This is a genomic window from Candidatus Poriferisocius sp. (assembly GCF_965204145.1).
Classification (GTDB): domain Bacteria; phylum Actinomycetota; class Acidimicrobiia; order Acidimicrobiales; family Bin134; genus Poriferisocius.
In genome coordinates, this window is record NZ_OZ241977.1 from 991,236 (window position 1) to 1,006,854 (window position 15,619).

The following is a 15,619-nucleotide window of genomic DNA, read 5'->3' on the forward strand; positions in this document are numbered from 1 at the left end:
TGGTCATGTCGGCTCTGCCTCAGCACCTGCTGCCTGACAACGCCTCGGTTGGTGACGACGGGCGACTCTCCATCGCCGGTTGCGACGTGCTTGACCTGGCGGGGGAGTTCGGTACCCCGCTGTTTGTCTACGACGAAGCCCACATGCGGGATCGGTGCCGCCAAGCCCGGGCTGCGTTCGCCGGGTCGGTGGCCTATGCCTCCAAGGCGTTCTTGTGTCTGGCCATGGCCCGTCTGATTCACGAGGAGGGCCTCGATCTGGACGTTGCCACCGGGGGAGAGCTCCATGTGGCTCAAGCCGCCGGAGTGCCCGCAGACCGGTTGGTGATGCACGGCAACAACAAGTCGGCTACCGAGCTCGCGGCCGCGGTCGAAGCCGGGGCGGGCCGCATCGTGGTGGACTCGTTCGACGAGCTCGACCGCTTGGACGCCCTCCACGCCGCCACCGGCACCCGCCCCAGGGTGCTTCTGCGGATCACCCCGGGAGTGGAAGCTCACACCCACGAGTACGTCACCACCGGAGTGGACGACACCAAGTTCGGCTTCACCGCCTCGAACGGGACAGCCGATGCTGCCATCCGCCGGGCCCGGGAATCGGAATCCGTGGAGTTGGTCGGACTGCACGCCCACATCGGCAGCCAAGTTTTCGAGCTGCGCTCCTTCCAGCAGGCCGTTGAGGTGATCGCCGGATTCGCCCAGCCTTACGGCCTGCCCGAGCTGTCGCTGGGCGGCGGCTTGGGCGTGGCCTACGTCGAGGGCGAATCGGCGCCCACTATCGCCGAGTGGGCTGAGGCTATTGCGGAGGCTTGCCAGTCGGTTGGCTTCACCGCTCCAGTGAGCGTGGAGCCCGGCCGGGCCCTAGTGGCGGCCGCCGCGGTCACCCTCTACGAGGTGGGAACCATCAAAGACTTGTCCGGTATTCGCACCTACGTTTCAGTGGACGGCGGCATGAGCGACAACCCCCGCCCGGTGCTGTACGGCAGCGGCTATGAGACGTTCCTGCCTCGAGCCACCAATGGCGACCGTGACAAGACCGTCCGGGTGGTGGGCAAGCACTGCGAGTCGGGCGACCTCTTGGTGCGAGACGGCCGGGTGCCCAGCGACATCTCCGTGGGTGACATCCTCGGCACCCCGGTGACCGGCGCCTACGGCCACTCCATGGGCTCCAACTACAACAAGGTTCCCCGCCCCGCCGTGGTTTTCGCCCGCAACGGTGACGCCCGTCTAGTCGTCCGCCGCGAGACCCACCAAGACCTCCTCCGCAACGACGTTTAGTTAGCTGCCGAGGCCTTACGGCAGGATCTCATGTCCGCCAATTCTCAGCCAGACGATGTGAATCTTGCCTTCGGCGACAGGCTTGCCAAAGGCGAAGGTTGCTCGCCCGCCCGGGGACCAGGTCATCTCCCAGTTATCTAGGGCACCTTTGATCTTCTTGACGCGAAGCCCGGCCCGGAACCAGATGATGTGGCCGGCTTCGATCGCGAGCAGATCGGCCTTGAACGCTCGTAGACGGTCGTTGAATTGAGACTGCTGGGCTGGGGTAAGCCGTCTCAGGTCGCGTAGGAACAAAGAGTTCTCAAAATGAGTGGGCAATTTGTGGTGTTGGGGAGGGTTTACTGGGCTGCGTCGCGGCGGCGCGCTTGCATTGCAGCGATAAAGTCCTCTGTGCTGGCGTGGAAAACGCCCTCTTCCAAATCTGGGGGAGTTCCCTTGCCCATGCTGGCGTAGATGTCTTCAATGGTCATTGCCTCAGACTCGACGTCCTCGTGCTGGACACGGGTTGAAGTGCGCCGGTCCTCTGGGCGGTCAATGGCCATTGCTGACTCTCCTGGGTCTGCTCTTCCCCTGACTCTACCGGGCGGGGAACATCTTGTCGGTCGGTCAGCCATGATGGGCGATCTGGATGATGGTGGGTTGACCGTTTTGGATGAGGTAGCCGCGGCCGGGGATTGATGGGAGGGTGGGGCGGGTGGGGAGTTGGAGGGTGAATAGGTCGCCATCGAGAGGGGTGGGTTGGAGAAGGACACCCGTGCGGGAGAAGCGGATTTCGGCGGTCCAGTGGCCGTAGGCGGTGCGGAGGCGGTCGGCACGGCCGGCGGCCACGATGTGCAGGCCGGAGGGGCTGTTGGCGGCCAGCGATTTGAAGGCGCTGTCGGGGTCGGGGACCGTCTCGGCGTCGTCGATCAGCACCAGGGTCGGGGGATCGGCCCCACCGGTCGGGGCATGCAGTTCTTCTAGGTCGATAGCCACGTGCTGGACGCTGGGGCACCTGGCTAGGGGAGATTCCGCAGGGGCGAGAGCGACCACCCGCGCTCCGGCTTTGGATGCCACATCGGCCAGCAAGGCCAGTGCCCCGGACCGTCCTGACCGGGCTGGTCCCAGAATGAGCGCGTGCTCGCCGGGGTAGAGGGTGAGGCCGGTTGGGGCCAGAGTGTCGTCGCTCAACCCCAGCGGGAGGTACCACGGGGAAGCGTCCAGGCGGGGCTGGTCCAGGCGGGTGGGATCGACGACCGCAGGCAGGCTCTCCACCGGTGGCGGGCCGTCGGACAGGGGGCAGGTCTCGGCGATGGCGGTTGCCGCGGCGGCCAACCCGAGGTCGGGCGCGGCAATCTGGAGTTCGATTCCCGACGGGACGGCGAATCCCCGACCGGGAGGCAAAGTTGCGGGATCATCTACGGCCACGCCCCACTGGCGGTACAGAGCGGGGTCACCCAGGCGGAACACGAATGTTTGGGGTGTGGAGGCCTGGATGGCCCGACTTACCTTGGACAGTTGGTCGGCGGCTGCGGCGAGGAACAGGCCGACAGCCGGGCCCTCGGCCCACACCCTTTCTAAGGAGGCCAGCAAAGCGTGGTCGGCCACGTTGTCCAGGCTCTTGGCCAGGCCGCCCCAGTTGTCGATCAAGGCTAATACCAGCGGAGAGCTAGGTTCCGACGACGTCCGACCCCGGCCCAGCCGTTGGTCGAGCCCGTCTTCCAGCCGCCGGATCAGCCGCCGGATTCGGTCGCGCTCGTCGGGGCCCACCACCGCGCCGCAGTGGGGCAGGGCCATCAGGGGGGCCAGCTGGCCGGAGCCGGAATCAATGGCGTAGAGGTGGCAATCGGCTGGTGAGTAGCGGCTGGCCATAGAGATGCCCAGCGTCCCCAGCGCGGTGGTGGTGCCGCTGCCCGGGTTGCCCGCGAAGAGGACATTGCCCTGATCGGGATCCCACTCCAAGGGGTACTGGGTCTGCTGGTTGGGGTCGTCGGCCAGGGCGAACACAGCGCTCGGGCCAGTCTCGACGGTTAGAGAGTTGAGCGAGACGGTTGTCGGCAGGGGATCGGGCCAGGGCTGTCGGGGCGGAAAGCCGTCCCAGCCGTCCCAGGCGGTGATCGCGGCCTCGGCAAAACGGGTCAGGTCATCGGGGGCCTGATCGCCGGAAGCGGTCTCGACCTCAGAGGTCGGTATGCCGTCGGGAGCGGGGACGACCCGGACACCTCCCTGGGCGGAGGTCACCCCGGTGACCAGGGCGCACTGGAACTCCACCAGCTCGCTCGGGCCGAAGCGGGCGAACGCCCTTCCGGGCCGGTGCCGGCCGATCGCCGCGGCCTCCGGGCTGTCGAGCACGTCGGTCGAGTCGGCGGTGTCCAGCACTCGAAGGGCGATTCGAAGCGCGGTGTTGGTGCGGATGTTGGCGCTTACCGCCCCCGCGGGCCGCTGGGTGGCCAATACCAGGTGCATGCCCAGGCTGCGGCCCCGTTGGGCCACGTTCACCAGGGCGTCCATGAAGCCGGGCAACTCGGCGGCCAGGGCGGCGAACTCGTCGATGATCACCACCAGACGCGCCAGCGGCGGCCAGGGTTCGTCGCGCCTGGTTTGGGCCAGCGACCAGTGATGGGCCAAGTCGGTGGCCCCTCGGTCTCGCAGCACTTGCTCGCGGTGGCGGAGTTCGGCTTCCAAACAGCGCAGGGCTCGTTCTGCCAGCCGGTCGTCAAGATCGGTGACCAACCCCACCACGTGGGGCAGCGAAGCGCAGGCGTCGAATGCGCTGCCGCCCTTGTAGTCCACCAGCATGAAGTTGACCTGTTCAGGGGAATAGGTGGCGGCCAGCGAGGCCACCAGCGTGCGCAGCAATTCGCTTTTGCCCGACCCGGTTGTGCCGCCCACCAGGGCATGGGGGCCGTCGGTGGCCAGGTCGGCGATCAGCGGCCCGTGGCCGTCGGCCCCGATGGGAGCGGCCAGGCTGTCGGCTTGGCGGCCCTCTCGCCAGCGGTCGGCGATCGCCTTCGACAGCGCCGACGAATCAGCCGATGGGTCTGGGCCGCGAATGGTGGGCAAGCCGAGGAGATCGAACAGCGACGAATGGTCGGGAATGCCGGCATCAGCGCCGGGCTGCTCGGGGTCTTCGTAGCGGGCCAAGCCGCGGGCGGTGTCCCGGGCCAGGCTCAAGCTCATCCCGGTGGCCAGCACCGAGCAGAAGGTCTCGCCCGATTGAGACAGATCGACGGTGCCGGAGTGATCGCGGGCTTCGATGACTGCGGTGGCGGTGGCCGGCAGTTGGTCGACGCTGGTGGCCAGCACGATGGCCGAGACCGGCCCGGACGAGCCTTGGAGCAGGGGCCGCAGAGGCGGCGCTCTGCCGGTGGCCAGATTCTCCCCGTCGGCCACCACCAGCAGTTGTGGCCAGTGGCCATCTCCTCGGCGATCCCAGGCCTCGGCCAGCTCTCCGGCGATCTCCGCCGCGGCCGAGCGGTGTTCGGCCATCAGCCGCGGCTGCCCGATGGCGTAGTGGGTGGTATGGGGGAGCCAGGCGGTCCACCCCCAAGCCGGTGCGGTGACCTCATCGGCGGCCACCAGGACGGCCAGATCGACCGGGCCGTGGTGGGCGACCGCTTGGATGACCAAACTGCGGGCCATGGCGATGGTGGCGCTGCGGGGACCCACCAAGCCGAGCAGCTTGCTCGGACCCAGATCCACGGCAATTGGAGAGTCGGGCATCGGGCCGAGCTGATCGAGCACCTCGGTTGCCTCAATGGCGGGTTGCTGTCCGTCGACGGCCAGCTCGGGATCAAAGGGCACAGGGCCATGGGCGGCAACCAGCGACAGGAAGTCGTCGTCGGCGGGTCTTCGCTCCCAGAGCCGAACGCTGGGTTGGCGGATTCGCCGAATCGCCTCGGCGAGATGGGGGTGCAGATCGCGCCGACGGCGGGTTTCCGCCCCGTGGGCAGTCTCGGCTGCTGCTTGGAATTCAGTCAGCGATGCCTGCGATCGGTCTTGGGATCGTCGGCGCTCGGTGCGGTCGCGGCGGCGGTTGTCGAACCAGTTGGCGCCCATCATCAAAGGGCTGAGCAGGGCGAACAGCGCCATGTAGGGGCTGTAGAGCACAGCCATCAACAAGCCGATCAGCAGCGGTCCGGCCAGTGCAGCCCACCCGAATGAAAACGATCGGGACGACCGCCGCGGTTCGGTGGCGGGGGTTGGGAGTGGTTCGGGCTGCGGAGGAGGCAGTGGCCGGGGAGGGCGGTTGAAGGCGATCCTCCCAGAGGCGGTGCGCCCGACGATGGCGGCCAAGCGGGTCGGGCGGTCGTCGGGGGCGTTTGAGACTTGGATCAACGCACCGCTCAACCTCAGCGGCGCGGAGTGCTCCAAAGCGGTCGGCTCGTTGTCGCCCACAACGGCGAAAAACCGTCCGTCTTGCCCCTCCAAATGGGCATGGCGGGGTCGCAATCCGACGTGAAGCAAGGTGACATCGGCGTCGGGGGAGCGGCCAAGGCTCAACCCCTCGGTGGTCAGCGGGCGGCGGACGCCGGCGCACAGCCCTCCCACCACCTCCAGAGCCCACCCCGGCTGGTCGGGTGACGGGCCGGGGCGGACGCCCACTCGGATGCCATCGGCTACCCCGGCCTCGTCGAGCCGGCGGTCGGAGTCCACCCACTGGTCTTCAACCCACAACCCGGCTACCGGAGGGGGCAAACCCAGGATCTCGGCCAGCTCCCCGACGTGGGCCACCAGACCGCCGTCGATGCTCACCTCACGGGCACCGTCCGGTCCGTCGTAGAGAAGGCGCACAGAGCGAGGAGACGGTGCGGCCTGGTTGCGGGCTCAGATCTGGGCGAAGGCGATCGGCATCGTCAGACTGAGTCGAGAGCCGCGATGGTGTTCTGGCGCTCGAGGCCTATCGCGGTAGCCAGCTCGGTGAGCGCCTCTTGGAGCTGGCCTAGCGAGGGCGACCATTGCTCGTGCCACGTTCCCCGGAACCGCTCAGAGCGGCTGCCCGTCCACGTGGTTCCCTCCAGGGTGGCGGTGAGGCGGGTGCGGAGGTCTTCCACCTGGCCGGCAAAGGCGGTGAATTGCTGCTGGAGATGGTCCATCTCCTCGGTGTTCATGGTGAGTACAGACATGGCGGGGCCTTTCGGTCGGCTGATCCCTCGGGCAGATCAGGCGGGACCCCCTTGATAGCCTCTTGAAATGGAAATATCAAGAAATATACTGAAAAAGCTTATTTAGCCATATATTCGTCGAGGGCGGTCTTCACCCACGACAGATCATCGGAGGCGACCCGGCTGCGGGTCAGGTTCGGATCGATGCCGTATACCCGGGCCGCGTTCAGCCCGAGGATCTTCTCCTTGATGCGGCCGGTGAGTTCCGGATAGCCGTGGCGTTGGCGCAGCTCCTCGGGTATCTGAAAGGCCCGAAAGGCGTCAATGAGGGGCTGCGGCGATCCGTACCAAATCGAGTCGCTGCCCCACAGCACGTTGTCTTCGCCGACCGCATTGAGCAGCTTGCCGATCACGTGGGCTGCCTCCCGAGGCCGACGCGCCAGCACATACCAGGTGCTTCCCAGCTCGGCGAAGACATTGCCGCCAGGTCTGATTCCGGCTTCGTCCAGGCTCTTGATCAGCCGGTCGGTGCCGACAGGGGCCTGGTGGTCATAAGGACCTTCTTCTTCATCGCCGACCGGTGTCTCATATCCAGAGTGGTAGACGAGGAAGTCGATGTCGGGATAGCTGGCCGCGGCCGGGCCGATGTCGGCTGGCGACCCGGCGGGAGCCAGGGCGCTTATTCCCTTGTGGGCACAGACGATGCCCACTCCCAGCTCGCGGCTCCTCTCCAAGAACGGCAGTCCGCACTCTTCGTCGTCGAGTCGCCATCCCGGCTGATCCCCCCACCCTGCGATGGTGTAGACCTTCCATCCCGCAGGGCTGTTGTGCTCTTTCAACGCTTCGAGCCGATCCAGCTCCTCTGGTGCGTTGGGGTGGACGATCGAGTGGTTGATCAGCCGGCCGGTGCCCGCCAGGCGATCAATCAGCTCGCGGGTTGCGGTGATTTCGGGGTTGGTGAGAATGGTGTGGCCATCGTCTCCGGGAGTGCAGGTGAGCACTGCGGCCGCGGTCTCGCTCTCCAGGAAGATGTGACGCAGGTAGCTGCCGAGATCGAGATGGATTGCCGGATCCAGCCCCTGCCAACGATCGGGGGCCACGTCGCGAATGAACCCCATGATTCCGTCGACGCCGGGGGCTCCGGCCCGATGGCGGGCGATGTAGTGCGTTTGAACATCGATCACCAGCTCGTTGCTGCCGAACGCTGCGTCGGCGGCTTCCGGGTCGGTCTCGGCTTGCGGGTCGACCGCGTAGTACCCCCCGCCCCAGGCCTTGTCTATGGCCCTCAGCGCGGTGGCCGTCCCCCGTCGGCTTGCCGCGTACTGGTACTGGCGGGGAAACGTGTCGCCCGCGGCCTCTGCCCGTTCCACGGCCTTTCCCACTGCCCACAGGTCTCGCTTCGACCACGCCAAGGGTCGGTACTCGTCGCTGCTGCGATGCTGAAGGAGCACCGGGATGGGCAGGGGTCTGGCAGGCGAGATAGCTATTGAAAGTAGCTTGCTTGCAGCTCGAGTTCACGAGCTTCTTCCCGCAGCGCGGCCTCGGCAGCCTGCTCGACTCTGGCCGCGTCGGCGTGCAGTTCGTCGGCCCGGGCTTGGAGCCGGCGGGCCACTTGTTCGATCTCGTAACGCAGCCGAACCAGATGGGTGTGCCGGTGCCGGAGCCGGAGGCGGCTGGCGTCGGCGGCAGCCGAAAGCCATACCGCGGGTTCATGGCGGGCCACTGGCCTGTCGAGCACTTGGTCCAGCCCGTACCAGATCCGGTCGACGTCGACTCGAACCCGCTCGCACGACGCGGCCTGCCGACGCAGGTCAGCAGCTATGGAGAACAGCTCGTAGGACGACATATCGCACTTAAAATATATAGTTTAGATAGAAAATCAATGAAAACTCTCAAATGGGGGAAATCTTGCCGGTTGGGCCAGGCTCAGCCGGTACGGTGGAGATGGTGAGCGAATCTTCCAAGACGCGAATCGGCGTGGGCGTTCTGGGCTGTGGAAACGTTGGCTCGGCATTGATCGGACTGCTCGAGGAGCAGCGGTCGGCGATCGCGGAGCGCACCGGCATGGAGCTGGACGTGGTGCGGGTGGCGGTGCGCAGCGCCTCGCGCGACCGAGATGTGGTCTTGGCCGATGGGGTGCTGACCACCGACGCCGCCTCGGTGGTGAACGATCCCGAAGTGGACGTGGTGGTGGAGTTGATCGGAGGCATCGAGCCGGCCCGAGAGCTCCTGGCTGCCGCGCTCAAGCTGGGCAAGCCGGTGGTCACCGGCAACAAGGAGCTGCTGGCCAACTATGGCGCCGAGCTGTACGCCGCCGCCGACGCCGCCGGAGTCGACCTGCTGTTCGAAGCCGCCGTCGGTGGGGGGATACCCCTGATCCGCCCGCTGCGGGAGTCATTGGCCGCAGAGCCGGTCCGCCGGGTGATGGGCATCGTCAACGGCACCACCAACTACATCCTGAGCCAGATGACCGAGCACGGCACCAGCTATCACGACGCGTTGGCCGACGCTCAGTCGCTGGGCTTCGCCGAGCGGGACCCGACCGCTGACGTGGAGGGGTTCGACGCCGCGGCCAAGGCATCCATCATTGCCACGGTGGCTTTCGGCGCCCGAGTGCTGGCCGGAAGCGTTCACCGAGAGGGCATCTCCGGCATCAGCGCCGCCGACATCGCCCACGCCCAGCGGTTGGGGTATGTGGTCAAGCTGCTGGCCATTGCCGAGCAGGTGGGCCAGGTCGAGGGCAAGCCCGAGCTGGCCGTGCGGGTCCATCCGGCGATGGTGCCGCTCGATCATCCGCTGGCCTCGGTTCGGGACTCCTTCAATGCGGTGTTCGTGGAAGGCGATGCGGTGGGAGAACTGATGCTCTACGGCCGGGGCGCAGGCGGACGGCCAACGGCCAGTGCCGTGCTAGGCGACCTCATTGACGCGGCCGGCAACCGCTGCCGGGGAACCTGGACTCCGATCGGCGACTTGGGAGAGGCAGTGATCTGCTCCATCGACGACTTGGAGTCGGAGTACTACATCATCATGGAGGTGCTCGACCGGCCGGGCGTGCTGGCCGCGGTGGCCGGGGTGTTCGGGCGCCACGGGGTGAGCATCCGCTCCATGGAGCAGGAGGGCTTGGGCGACCAGGCTCGACTGGTGTTCATCACCCATCAGGCGACCGAGCGCGATGTGCAGGCCACACTGGGCGACCTTCGGGAGCTGGATGCGGTGCGGGGCGTGCCCGCCCTCCTGCGGGTCGTCAGCCAGTGAGCGTGAAGTACATCAGCACCCGGGGCCGGGCCCCGGTGTTGGACTTCGGCGACGTCTTGTTGGCCGGGCTGGCCGCCGATGGGGGGCTGTACGTGCCCGACCGGTGGCCGGAATTGTCGCCCGAAGCGCTAAGCGGCAACCCCGGCCGGGGAGACTACGCCGATCTGGCCGCTGAGGTGATGTGGCCGTTCGTGGACGGGGCCTATCCCCGCGCTCGGTTCGACGAGTTGGTGCGGGACGCCTACGAGGGGTTCAACCATTCCGAAGTCGTGCCGATGGTGGAGTTGGGCGACGGGCTGTGGCTCATGGAGCTGTTCCACGGTCCGACGCTGGCCTTCAAGGACATCGCCCTCCAGCTCGTAGGGCGCCTGTTCGACGAGGAACTGGCCCGGCGGGGCGAGCGGGTGACCATCGTGGGGGCCACCTCAGGCGATACCGGATCGGCGGCCATTGAGGCGGTGCGCGACCGGGAGAACATCGAGATCGTGTTCTTGCACCCCCACGGTCGGATCTCGGAAGTGCAGCGGCGGCAAATGACCACCGTGGACAGCGCCAACGTCCACTGCGTGGCCATCGAGGGAACGTTCGACGACTGCCAAGACCTGGTGAAGGCCATGTTCTCCGACGCCGCCTTCCGAGCCGAGCACCGGCTGTCGGCGGCCAACTCCATCAACTGGGCCCGAGTCATGGCCCAGACCGTGTACTACGTGGCCGCCGTTACCCGGTACGGCTTGGAACGGGTGTCGTTCTCAGTGCCCACCGGCAACTTCGGAAACGTGCTGGCCGGACACGTCGCCCGCCAAATGGGCCTGCCCGTGCACCGGTTTGTGGTGGCCAGCAACCGCAACGACATCCTGACCCAGTTCTTCACCACCGGGTCGATGGCCATCTCCGAAGTGCGCCCGACGATGTCGCCGAGCATGGACATCCAGGTGTCGTCCAACCTCGAGCGGTTGCTATTCGAGCTCCACGACCGTGACGGAATCCGCACCGCTGAGATGCTGGAAGACTTTCGGGCCACCGGCGAAATGCGCATCGACGCCCACATCTCCTCTGAGTTGAACCGGAGCTGGTCGGGAGTCCGAGTGGACGAAGACGAGACCACCTCCACGATGGCCGAGTTCTACCGGGCCACCGGCATGATCATCGACCCCCATACTGCGGTGGGACTGGCTGCCGCCCAGCGCTCCAAGCACGACTTCGGCGGGGCCACGGTGGTGCTGGCCACCGCTCACCCGGCCAAGTTCGGCGACGCGGTGGAGGCGGCCATCGGGATCCAGCCGCCACTGCCGCCGGCCCTGGCCGAGCTGGCCGATCGGCCCGAGCGGTGCCAGCTTCTGCCCAACGACTTGGCGGCGGTGAAGGCCCACGTTGCCCGATGCTCGGGTCAGGGCTCCGGATAGCGGCCAGACCAAGGTGATCTGGCAGAATCGGGCATCGTGAAGTACATGGTGTGCATTCCCGACGGGTGTGCCGATTTGCCGGTGCCCGAGCTCGACGGGGCCACGCCATTAGAGGCGGCGCACACCCCGGTGCTTGATGCCCTGGCCGCCCGAGGACAGGTGGGATTAGCCCAGGTCATCCCCCCGGGAATGCCGCCGGGCAGCGACGTGGGGAACATGTCCATCTTCGGGTACGACCCCACCCGCTACCACACGGGACGCTCGCCAATTGAGGCCGCCGCAATGGGCCTCACTCTCTCTTCCGAACAGGTGGCCTACCGCTGCAATCTGGTCACGGTCACCGACGACGGCATCATGGCCGACTTCTCCGGCGGCCACCCCGACTCCGACCGGGCCGCCGAGGTCATCGCGGCCCTGGACGCGGAGCTAGGGGGTGAGGTCCGCTTCCACGCCGGCGTTCAGTACCGCCACACGATGATCGCCCCGGCCGAGTGGGCCGACGCAGAGTGCACGCCGCCCCATGAGCTCTCCGACCAGCCGGTGGTCGGCCCCCAGGGTCCGGCCGGCCCCAAGCTGGCCGCGTTGGAGGAGGCCTCCCGGTCGATAGTGCCCCGATTCGGATTGAAGGCCAACCGGATCTGGCTGTGGGGACAGGGCTTCCAGCCGGAGATGCCCTCTTTCCGCGAGATGCACGGGGTGGAAGCCGGGATGGTCAGCGCGGTCGACTTGGTACGGGGGATCGGAGCGCTCACCGGCATGACGGTGGCCGATGTGCCCGGCGCCACGGCCTGGTACGACACCAACTACGAGGGCAAGCGGGATGCGGCTCTGGCCGGATTGGCCGACGGCGCCGACCTGTACGTGATTCACGTGGAAGCCAGCGACGAGGCTGGCCACGAGGGCAACGTGGCGGAGAAGGTCAGATGCTTGGAGAACTGGGATCAGCGCATCCTGGCCGGGCTGGTGGATGGCCTCGACCGAATGGGTCCCTGGCGGCTGCTATTGCTGCCCGACCACGCCACGCCGCTTACGACGCGGAGCCACATCGACGACCCGGTTCCCTACCTGCTGGTGGACTCGGAGGTCGACGGCCCCGGTGGTGTCTACACCGAGCGGGGCGCGGCCTCGGGTGATGTGGTTCCCGGCCACCATCTCATGGCGAAGCTGATTTCGTAGCGCCCAAAACGCCTGGAATGTTGCCAGTAGAGGCGGATTGCGGTATTCTTCCCGGCGTTGGGACTGCGGTTTCGCTAGCAGTCCTACGGGAAGCCTTCTGACCACTCGGTCGATTTCGACATTCCTTTTTGTCGGCGTCCCGGTGGTTAATGGCTGCTTAATTCATGCTGCCCGCACTCGCGGATGGCGTGCCGAACAAAACCAAGTGCTCCTACAGTCGTGGCACTTCATGGGAGAAACGAGTGCCCTCCTGTTGTTGCACATCAAGGGAGAAATGTGAGCGTAGAGACCACTGAGCTGTCTCGGTCGAAACTTCAGCGCAAAGACCGGGCGCAGCTTCAGATCATCGCAAGGGCCATGGGTGGGCGCCCTGACGCCAAAGCCCGCAAAGCAGACATCGTGGACATGATCCTCGAGCTTGCCGGCATCGGTGCCGACGGCGACGGCCAGGCCGCAGCCGATTCCGCCGGCAACGGGGCTGCGCCCTCTCAAGCTGAAACTACCGAGGATTCCAAGGACCAGAGCGAAGAGGCCGCTTCCGAGCCCGAGCCAGCCGAGGTCCAGCAGACCGATGAAGCTGAGACGCAGCAGGATGCACCGGCCGAGGAAGCGGGCGATGACGAGACAACCAATCGCGGCCGCTCTGATCAAGACCGCCCCCGCCAGGACCGAGACCGCCAAGACCGCTCCCGCCAGGACGGAGACCGCCAAGACCGCCCTCGCCAGGACCGAGATCGCCAGGACCGGGATCGCCAGGATGGGGATCGCCAGGACCGCTCCCGCCAACAGGAAGACCAGCCCGAGATCGGCAACCGTCGCCGTCGGCGCAGGGGCCGCAATGATAGGGACCGGCCTGAGGAACCCTGGGAAGGCGACCCCATCGCAATCTCGGGCCATCTGGACTTGAGAGACGACGGCTACGGCTTCTTGCGGATAAAGGGGTTCCAACCCAGCAAGGAAGATGCCTACGTGTCGGTCAAGCAGGTCCGCCAGTTCGGGCTCCGCAAGGGCGACTTCTTGACTGGCGGCTGCCGTCCTGCCACTCGCAACGAGAAGAACCCGGCTCTCTTGCACATCGACAGCGTCAACGGACAGCCGCCCGAGTCGGGCAAGCAGCGCCCCAAGTTCGAGGACCTGACCCCGCTGTTCCCCGATGAGCAGCTCCGGCTGGAGCGCGATGACGACCCGGCCAACATGACCTGTCGGATCATCGACCTGCTGTCGCCCATCGGCAAGGGCCAGCGCGGCCTGATCGTGTCTCCCCCCAAAGCGGGCAAGACCACGATCATGAAGGAGATCGCCCGGTCGATCGAGCTGAACAACCCCGAAGTCCACCTGCTGGTGCTGCTGGTGGACGAGCGGCCGGAAGAGGTCACCGACATGCGCCGTTGGCTGCTGCGGGGCGAGGTGGCAGCGTCCACCTTCGACCGCCCGGCCGACGAGCACACCCATGTGGCGGAGATGACCATCGAGCGGGCCAAGCGCATGGTGGAGCGAGGCGAGGATGTGGTGATCATCCTCGACGGCATCACCCGTCTGTCGAGGGCCTACAACCTTGCCGCGCCGGCTACGGGGCGCATCATGTCCGGCGGTATCGACACCGGCGCCCTGTATCCGCCCAAGAAGTTCTTCGGCGCGGCCCGCAACGTGGAGGAGGGCGGCTCGCTCACCATCCTGGCCACCGCGCTGGTGGAAACCGGATCCCGCATGGACGAGGTCATCTTCGAGGAGTTCAAGGGCACCGGCAACATGGAGCTGCGCTTGGACCGGCACATTGCCGAGCGGCGCATCTACCCGGCCATCAACGTGGACGCCTCGTCTACTCGCCACGAGGAGCTGCTGTTCGAGCGCCGTCAGCTTCAGCAGGTGTGGAAGCTGCGTCGAGTGCTCAACGGCCTCTCCAGCGATGGGAACGGGGGCGGCGCGGCCGGCTTGGAGTTGTTGATGGATCGCCTGCGGACGTTCCCCAACAACGCCGCATTCCTCGAGGAAGTGGCGAAGGGCCCCGCCGGGGTGTGAGGCTAGGAGCAACATGAAGCCCGAAATCCATCCCGAGTACCGCCTGGTGGTGTTCCAGGACACCTCCGCGGGCACGTCTTTTCTCACCCGGTCCACCATCGAGACCAACGAGACCGTGGTGTGGGAGGACGGCAACGAATATCCCCTGGCCAAGGTGGGGATTTCCAGCGCCAGTCACCCGTTTTTCACCGGCCAGATGACCATCGTGGACACTGCTGGACGGGTGGAGCGCTTCGAGCGCCGCTACGGCCAGCGCAAGCGCTCGTCCAACTAGAGCTGACCCCGCACGACTTCGTTTTCCATTCCCGCTGACAACTCGGGCCCCGGGTAGCTTGGAAGCATGGAGGAGAACGCCGCCTATGAGGAGATCGAGGCGGAATTCGTCGCGCTCGAAGCGCGGCTGGCCGACCCCGAGTTGCTGGCTGATCGGGACGCCTATACCGCCGCGGCCCGGCGCTTCAAGGAATTGGAGGCCAAGGCCGTCCGCATCCGGGAGCTGCGGGGTTATCGGGAGGACATTGAGACGGCCACCGAAATGCTGGCCGAGGCGGATGCCGCCGAACAGGGGCTGCTGGAAGCGGAGATCGAGACCGCGACCGCCGCGGCCAGCGGGCTGGAGGCCGAACTGGCCGAATTGTTGGCGCCAAAGGATCCCAACGACGGCAAGAACGTGATCGTGGAGATCAAGGGCGCTGAGGGGGGAGAGGAGGCCAACCTTTTCGCCCGCGATCTGTTCGACATGTATTCGGCTTTCGCCGGCCAGCAGCGCTGGAAGTTGGAGATGATGAATGCCCAGGGCTCCGACATGGGGGGCTATACCGATGTGGTTTTCATGCTGCGGGGCGATGACGTGTGGCGCAAGATGAAGTACGAAGGCGGACCGCACCGGGTGCAGCGGGTGCCGGTCACCGAGTCGCAGGGACGGGTGCACACCTCGTCGGCCACCGTGTCGGTGCTGCCCGAGGCCGAAGAAGTAGAGGTCCACATCGACGAGAAGGATCTCCAGGTCGACGTCTACCGGTCGTCAGGGCCGGGGGGCCAGTCGGTGAACACCACCGACTCCGCCGTTCGAATCACCCACATGCCCACCGGGCTGGTGGTGTCGATGCAAGACGAGAAGAGCCAGCTCCAGAACCGCAACAAGGCGATGGCCGTTCTGCGGGCCCGCCTGCTCCAGGCCGAGCAACAGCGCCGCCAAGACGAGCTCTCCGAACAGCGCCGCGACCAGGTGGGCGGCGGAGGCCGGTCGGAGAAGATCCGCACCTACAACTTCAAGGAGAACCGGGTCTCCGACCACCGCATCGGCCTGACCCTGTACAAGCTCGACCGCATCTTGGCCGGCGACTTGGACGAGGTGGTGGACGCCCTGGCCGAGGCCGAGCGCCAGGAAAACTTGGTGGGGTCGTGA

Annotated in this window: 13 protein-coding genes; 7 read left to right on the forward strand and 6 right to left on the reverse strand. The window is 66.5% G+C overall.

From position 1 onward, the window contains the following. The first annotated feature begins 5 nt into the window (after positions 1–5). On the forward strand, positions 6–1,274 hold the full coding sequence (gene lysA / locus ACOGI7_RS04415; protein ID WP_419850708.1) for a diaminopimelate decarboxylase: 1,269 nt from the start codon (positions 6–8) through the stop codon (positions 1,272–1,274). Between the two features lie 15 nt (positions 1,275–1,289). Here lysA and ACOGI7_RS04420 read toward each other — a convergent pair whose 3' ends face one another. The 6 genes from ACOGI7_RS04420 to ACOGI7_RS04445 all read right to left on the reverse strand — a co-directional run bounded on the left by ACOGI7_RS04420 (position 1,290) and on the right by ACOGI7_RS04445 (position 8,204). Next, complete coding sequence (locus ACOGI7_RS04420; RefSeq protein WP_419850709.1) at positions 1,290–1,568, reverse strand: hypothetical protein; 279 nt, start codon at positions 1,566–1,568, stop codon at positions 1,290–1,292. A 44-nt stretch (positions 1,569–1,612) separates the two neighbouring features. Further along, positions 1,613–1,744, reverse strand: coding sequence for a hypothetical protein (locus ACOGI7_RS04425; protein WP_419850710.1), 132 nt, complete (start codon positions 1,742–1,744; stop codon positions 1,613–1,615). A gap of 136 nt (positions 1,745–1,880) precedes the next feature. Next, positions 1,881–6,047, reverse strand: a complete 4,167-nt coding sequence (locus tag ACOGI7_RS04430) for an FtsK/SpoIIIE domain-containing protein (protein ID WP_419850711.1) — start codon at positions 6,045–6,047, stop codon at positions 1,881–1,883. A 62-nt stretch (positions 6,048–6,109) separates the two neighbouring features. Further along, positions 6,110–6,379 carry a WXG100 family type VII secretion target gene (locus tag ACOGI7_RS04435; protein ID WP_419850712.1) on the reverse strand — a complete coding sequence of 90 codons (270 nt, stop codon included), beginning with the start codon at positions 6,377–6,379 and terminating at the stop codon, positions 6,110–6,112. Between the two features lie 98 nt (positions 6,380–6,477). After that, a complete protein-coding gene (locus tag ACOGI7_RS04440; protein ID WP_419850713.1) occupies positions 6,478–7,728 on the reverse strand; it encodes an amidohydrolase family protein in 1,251 nt (416 codons plus the stop codon). A gap of 113 nt (positions 7,729–7,841) precedes the next feature. Next, entirely contained in the window at positions 7,842–8,204 is a 363-nt protein-coding gene (locus ACOGI7_RS04445; protein WP_419850714.1) for a hypothetical protein, read from the reverse strand. 98 nt (positions 8,205–8,302) lie between these two features. On the opposite strand from ACOGI7_RS04445, the gene ACOGI7_RS04450 reads away from it, so the two are divergent. From ACOGI7_RS04450 to prfA, 6 genes are all read left to right on the forward strand, one after another. Continuing rightward, on the forward strand, positions 8,303–9,613 hold the full coding sequence (locus tag ACOGI7_RS04450) for a homoserine dehydrogenase (RefSeq protein ID WP_419850715.1): 1,311 nt from the start codon (positions 8,303–8,305) through the stop codon (positions 9,611–9,613). Positions 9,614–9,615: 2 nt separating this feature from the next. Further along, the gene (gene thrC / locus ACOGI7_RS04455; protein ID WP_419851456.1) at positions 9,616–11,016 is read left to right on the forward strand and encodes a threonine synthase; all 1,401 of its coding nucleotides are present in this window, start codon (positions 9,616–9,618) and stop codon (positions 11,014–11,016) included. 45 nt (positions 11,017–11,061) lie between these two features. Continuing rightward, entirely contained in the window at positions 11,062–12,192 is a 1,131-nt protein-coding gene (gene apgM, locus ACOGI7_RS04460; RefSeq protein WP_419851457.1) for a 2,3-bisphosphoglycerate-independent phosphoglycerate mutase, read from the forward strand. Positions 12,193–12,468: 276 nt separating this feature from the next. Beyond that, positions 12,469–14,211 carry a transcription termination factor Rho gene (gene rho / locus ACOGI7_RS04465; protein WP_419850716.1) on the forward strand — a complete coding sequence of 581 codons (1,743 nt, stop codon included), beginning with the start codon at positions 12,469–12,471 and terminating at the stop codon, positions 14,209–14,211. A 13-nt stretch (positions 14,212–14,224) separates the two neighbouring features. Beyond that, positions 14,225–14,485, forward strand: coding sequence for a type B 50S ribosomal protein L31 (locus ACOGI7_RS04470; RefSeq protein ID WP_419850717.1), 261 nt, complete (start codon positions 14,225–14,227; stop codon positions 14,483–14,485). A gap of 66 nt (positions 14,486–14,551) precedes the next feature. After that, positions 14,552–15,619 carry a peptide chain release factor 1 gene (prfA, locus tag ACOGI7_RS04475; protein ID WP_419850718.1) on the forward strand — a complete coding sequence of 356 codons (1,068 nt, stop codon included), beginning with the start codon at positions 14,552–14,554 and terminating at the stop codon, positions 15,617–15,619.

What these genes read in the sequence shown, in the direction of transcription:
- lysA (WP_419850708.1), top strand. Translation starts at nt 6, where the DNA reads ATGTCGGCTCTGCCTCAGCACCTGCTGCCTGACAACGCCTCGGTTGGT.
- ACOGI7_RS04425 (WP_419850710.1), bottom strand. Translation starts at nt 1,744, where the DNA reads ATGACCATTGAAGACATCTACGCCAGCATGGGCAAGGGAACTCCCCCA.
- ACOGI7_RS04435 (WP_419850712.1), bottom strand. Translation starts at nt 6,379, where the DNA reads ATGTCTGTACTCACCATGAACACCGAGGAGATGGACCATCTCCAGCAG.
- ACOGI7_RS04445 (WP_419850714.1), bottom strand. Translation starts at nt 8,204, where the DNA reads ATGTCGTCCTACGAGCTGTTCTCCATAGCTGCTGACCTGCGTCGGCAG.
- ACOGI7_RS04450 (WP_419850715.1), top strand. Translation starts at nt 8,303, where the DNA reads ATGGTGAGCGAATCTTCCAAGACGCGAATCGGCGTGGGCGTTCTGGGC.
- apgM (WP_419851457.1), top strand. Translation starts at nt 11,062, where the DNA reads ATGGTGTGCATTCCCGACGGGTGTGCCGATTTGCCGGTGCCCGAGCTC.
- ACOGI7_RS04470 (WP_419850717.1), top strand. Translation starts at nt 14,225, where the DNA reads ATGAAGCCCGAAATCCATCCCGAGTACCGCCTGGTGGTGTTCCAGGAC.
- prfA (WP_419850718.1), top strand. Translation starts at nt 14,552, where the DNA reads ATGGAGGAGAACGCCGCCTATGAGGAGATCGAGGCGGAATTCGTCGCG.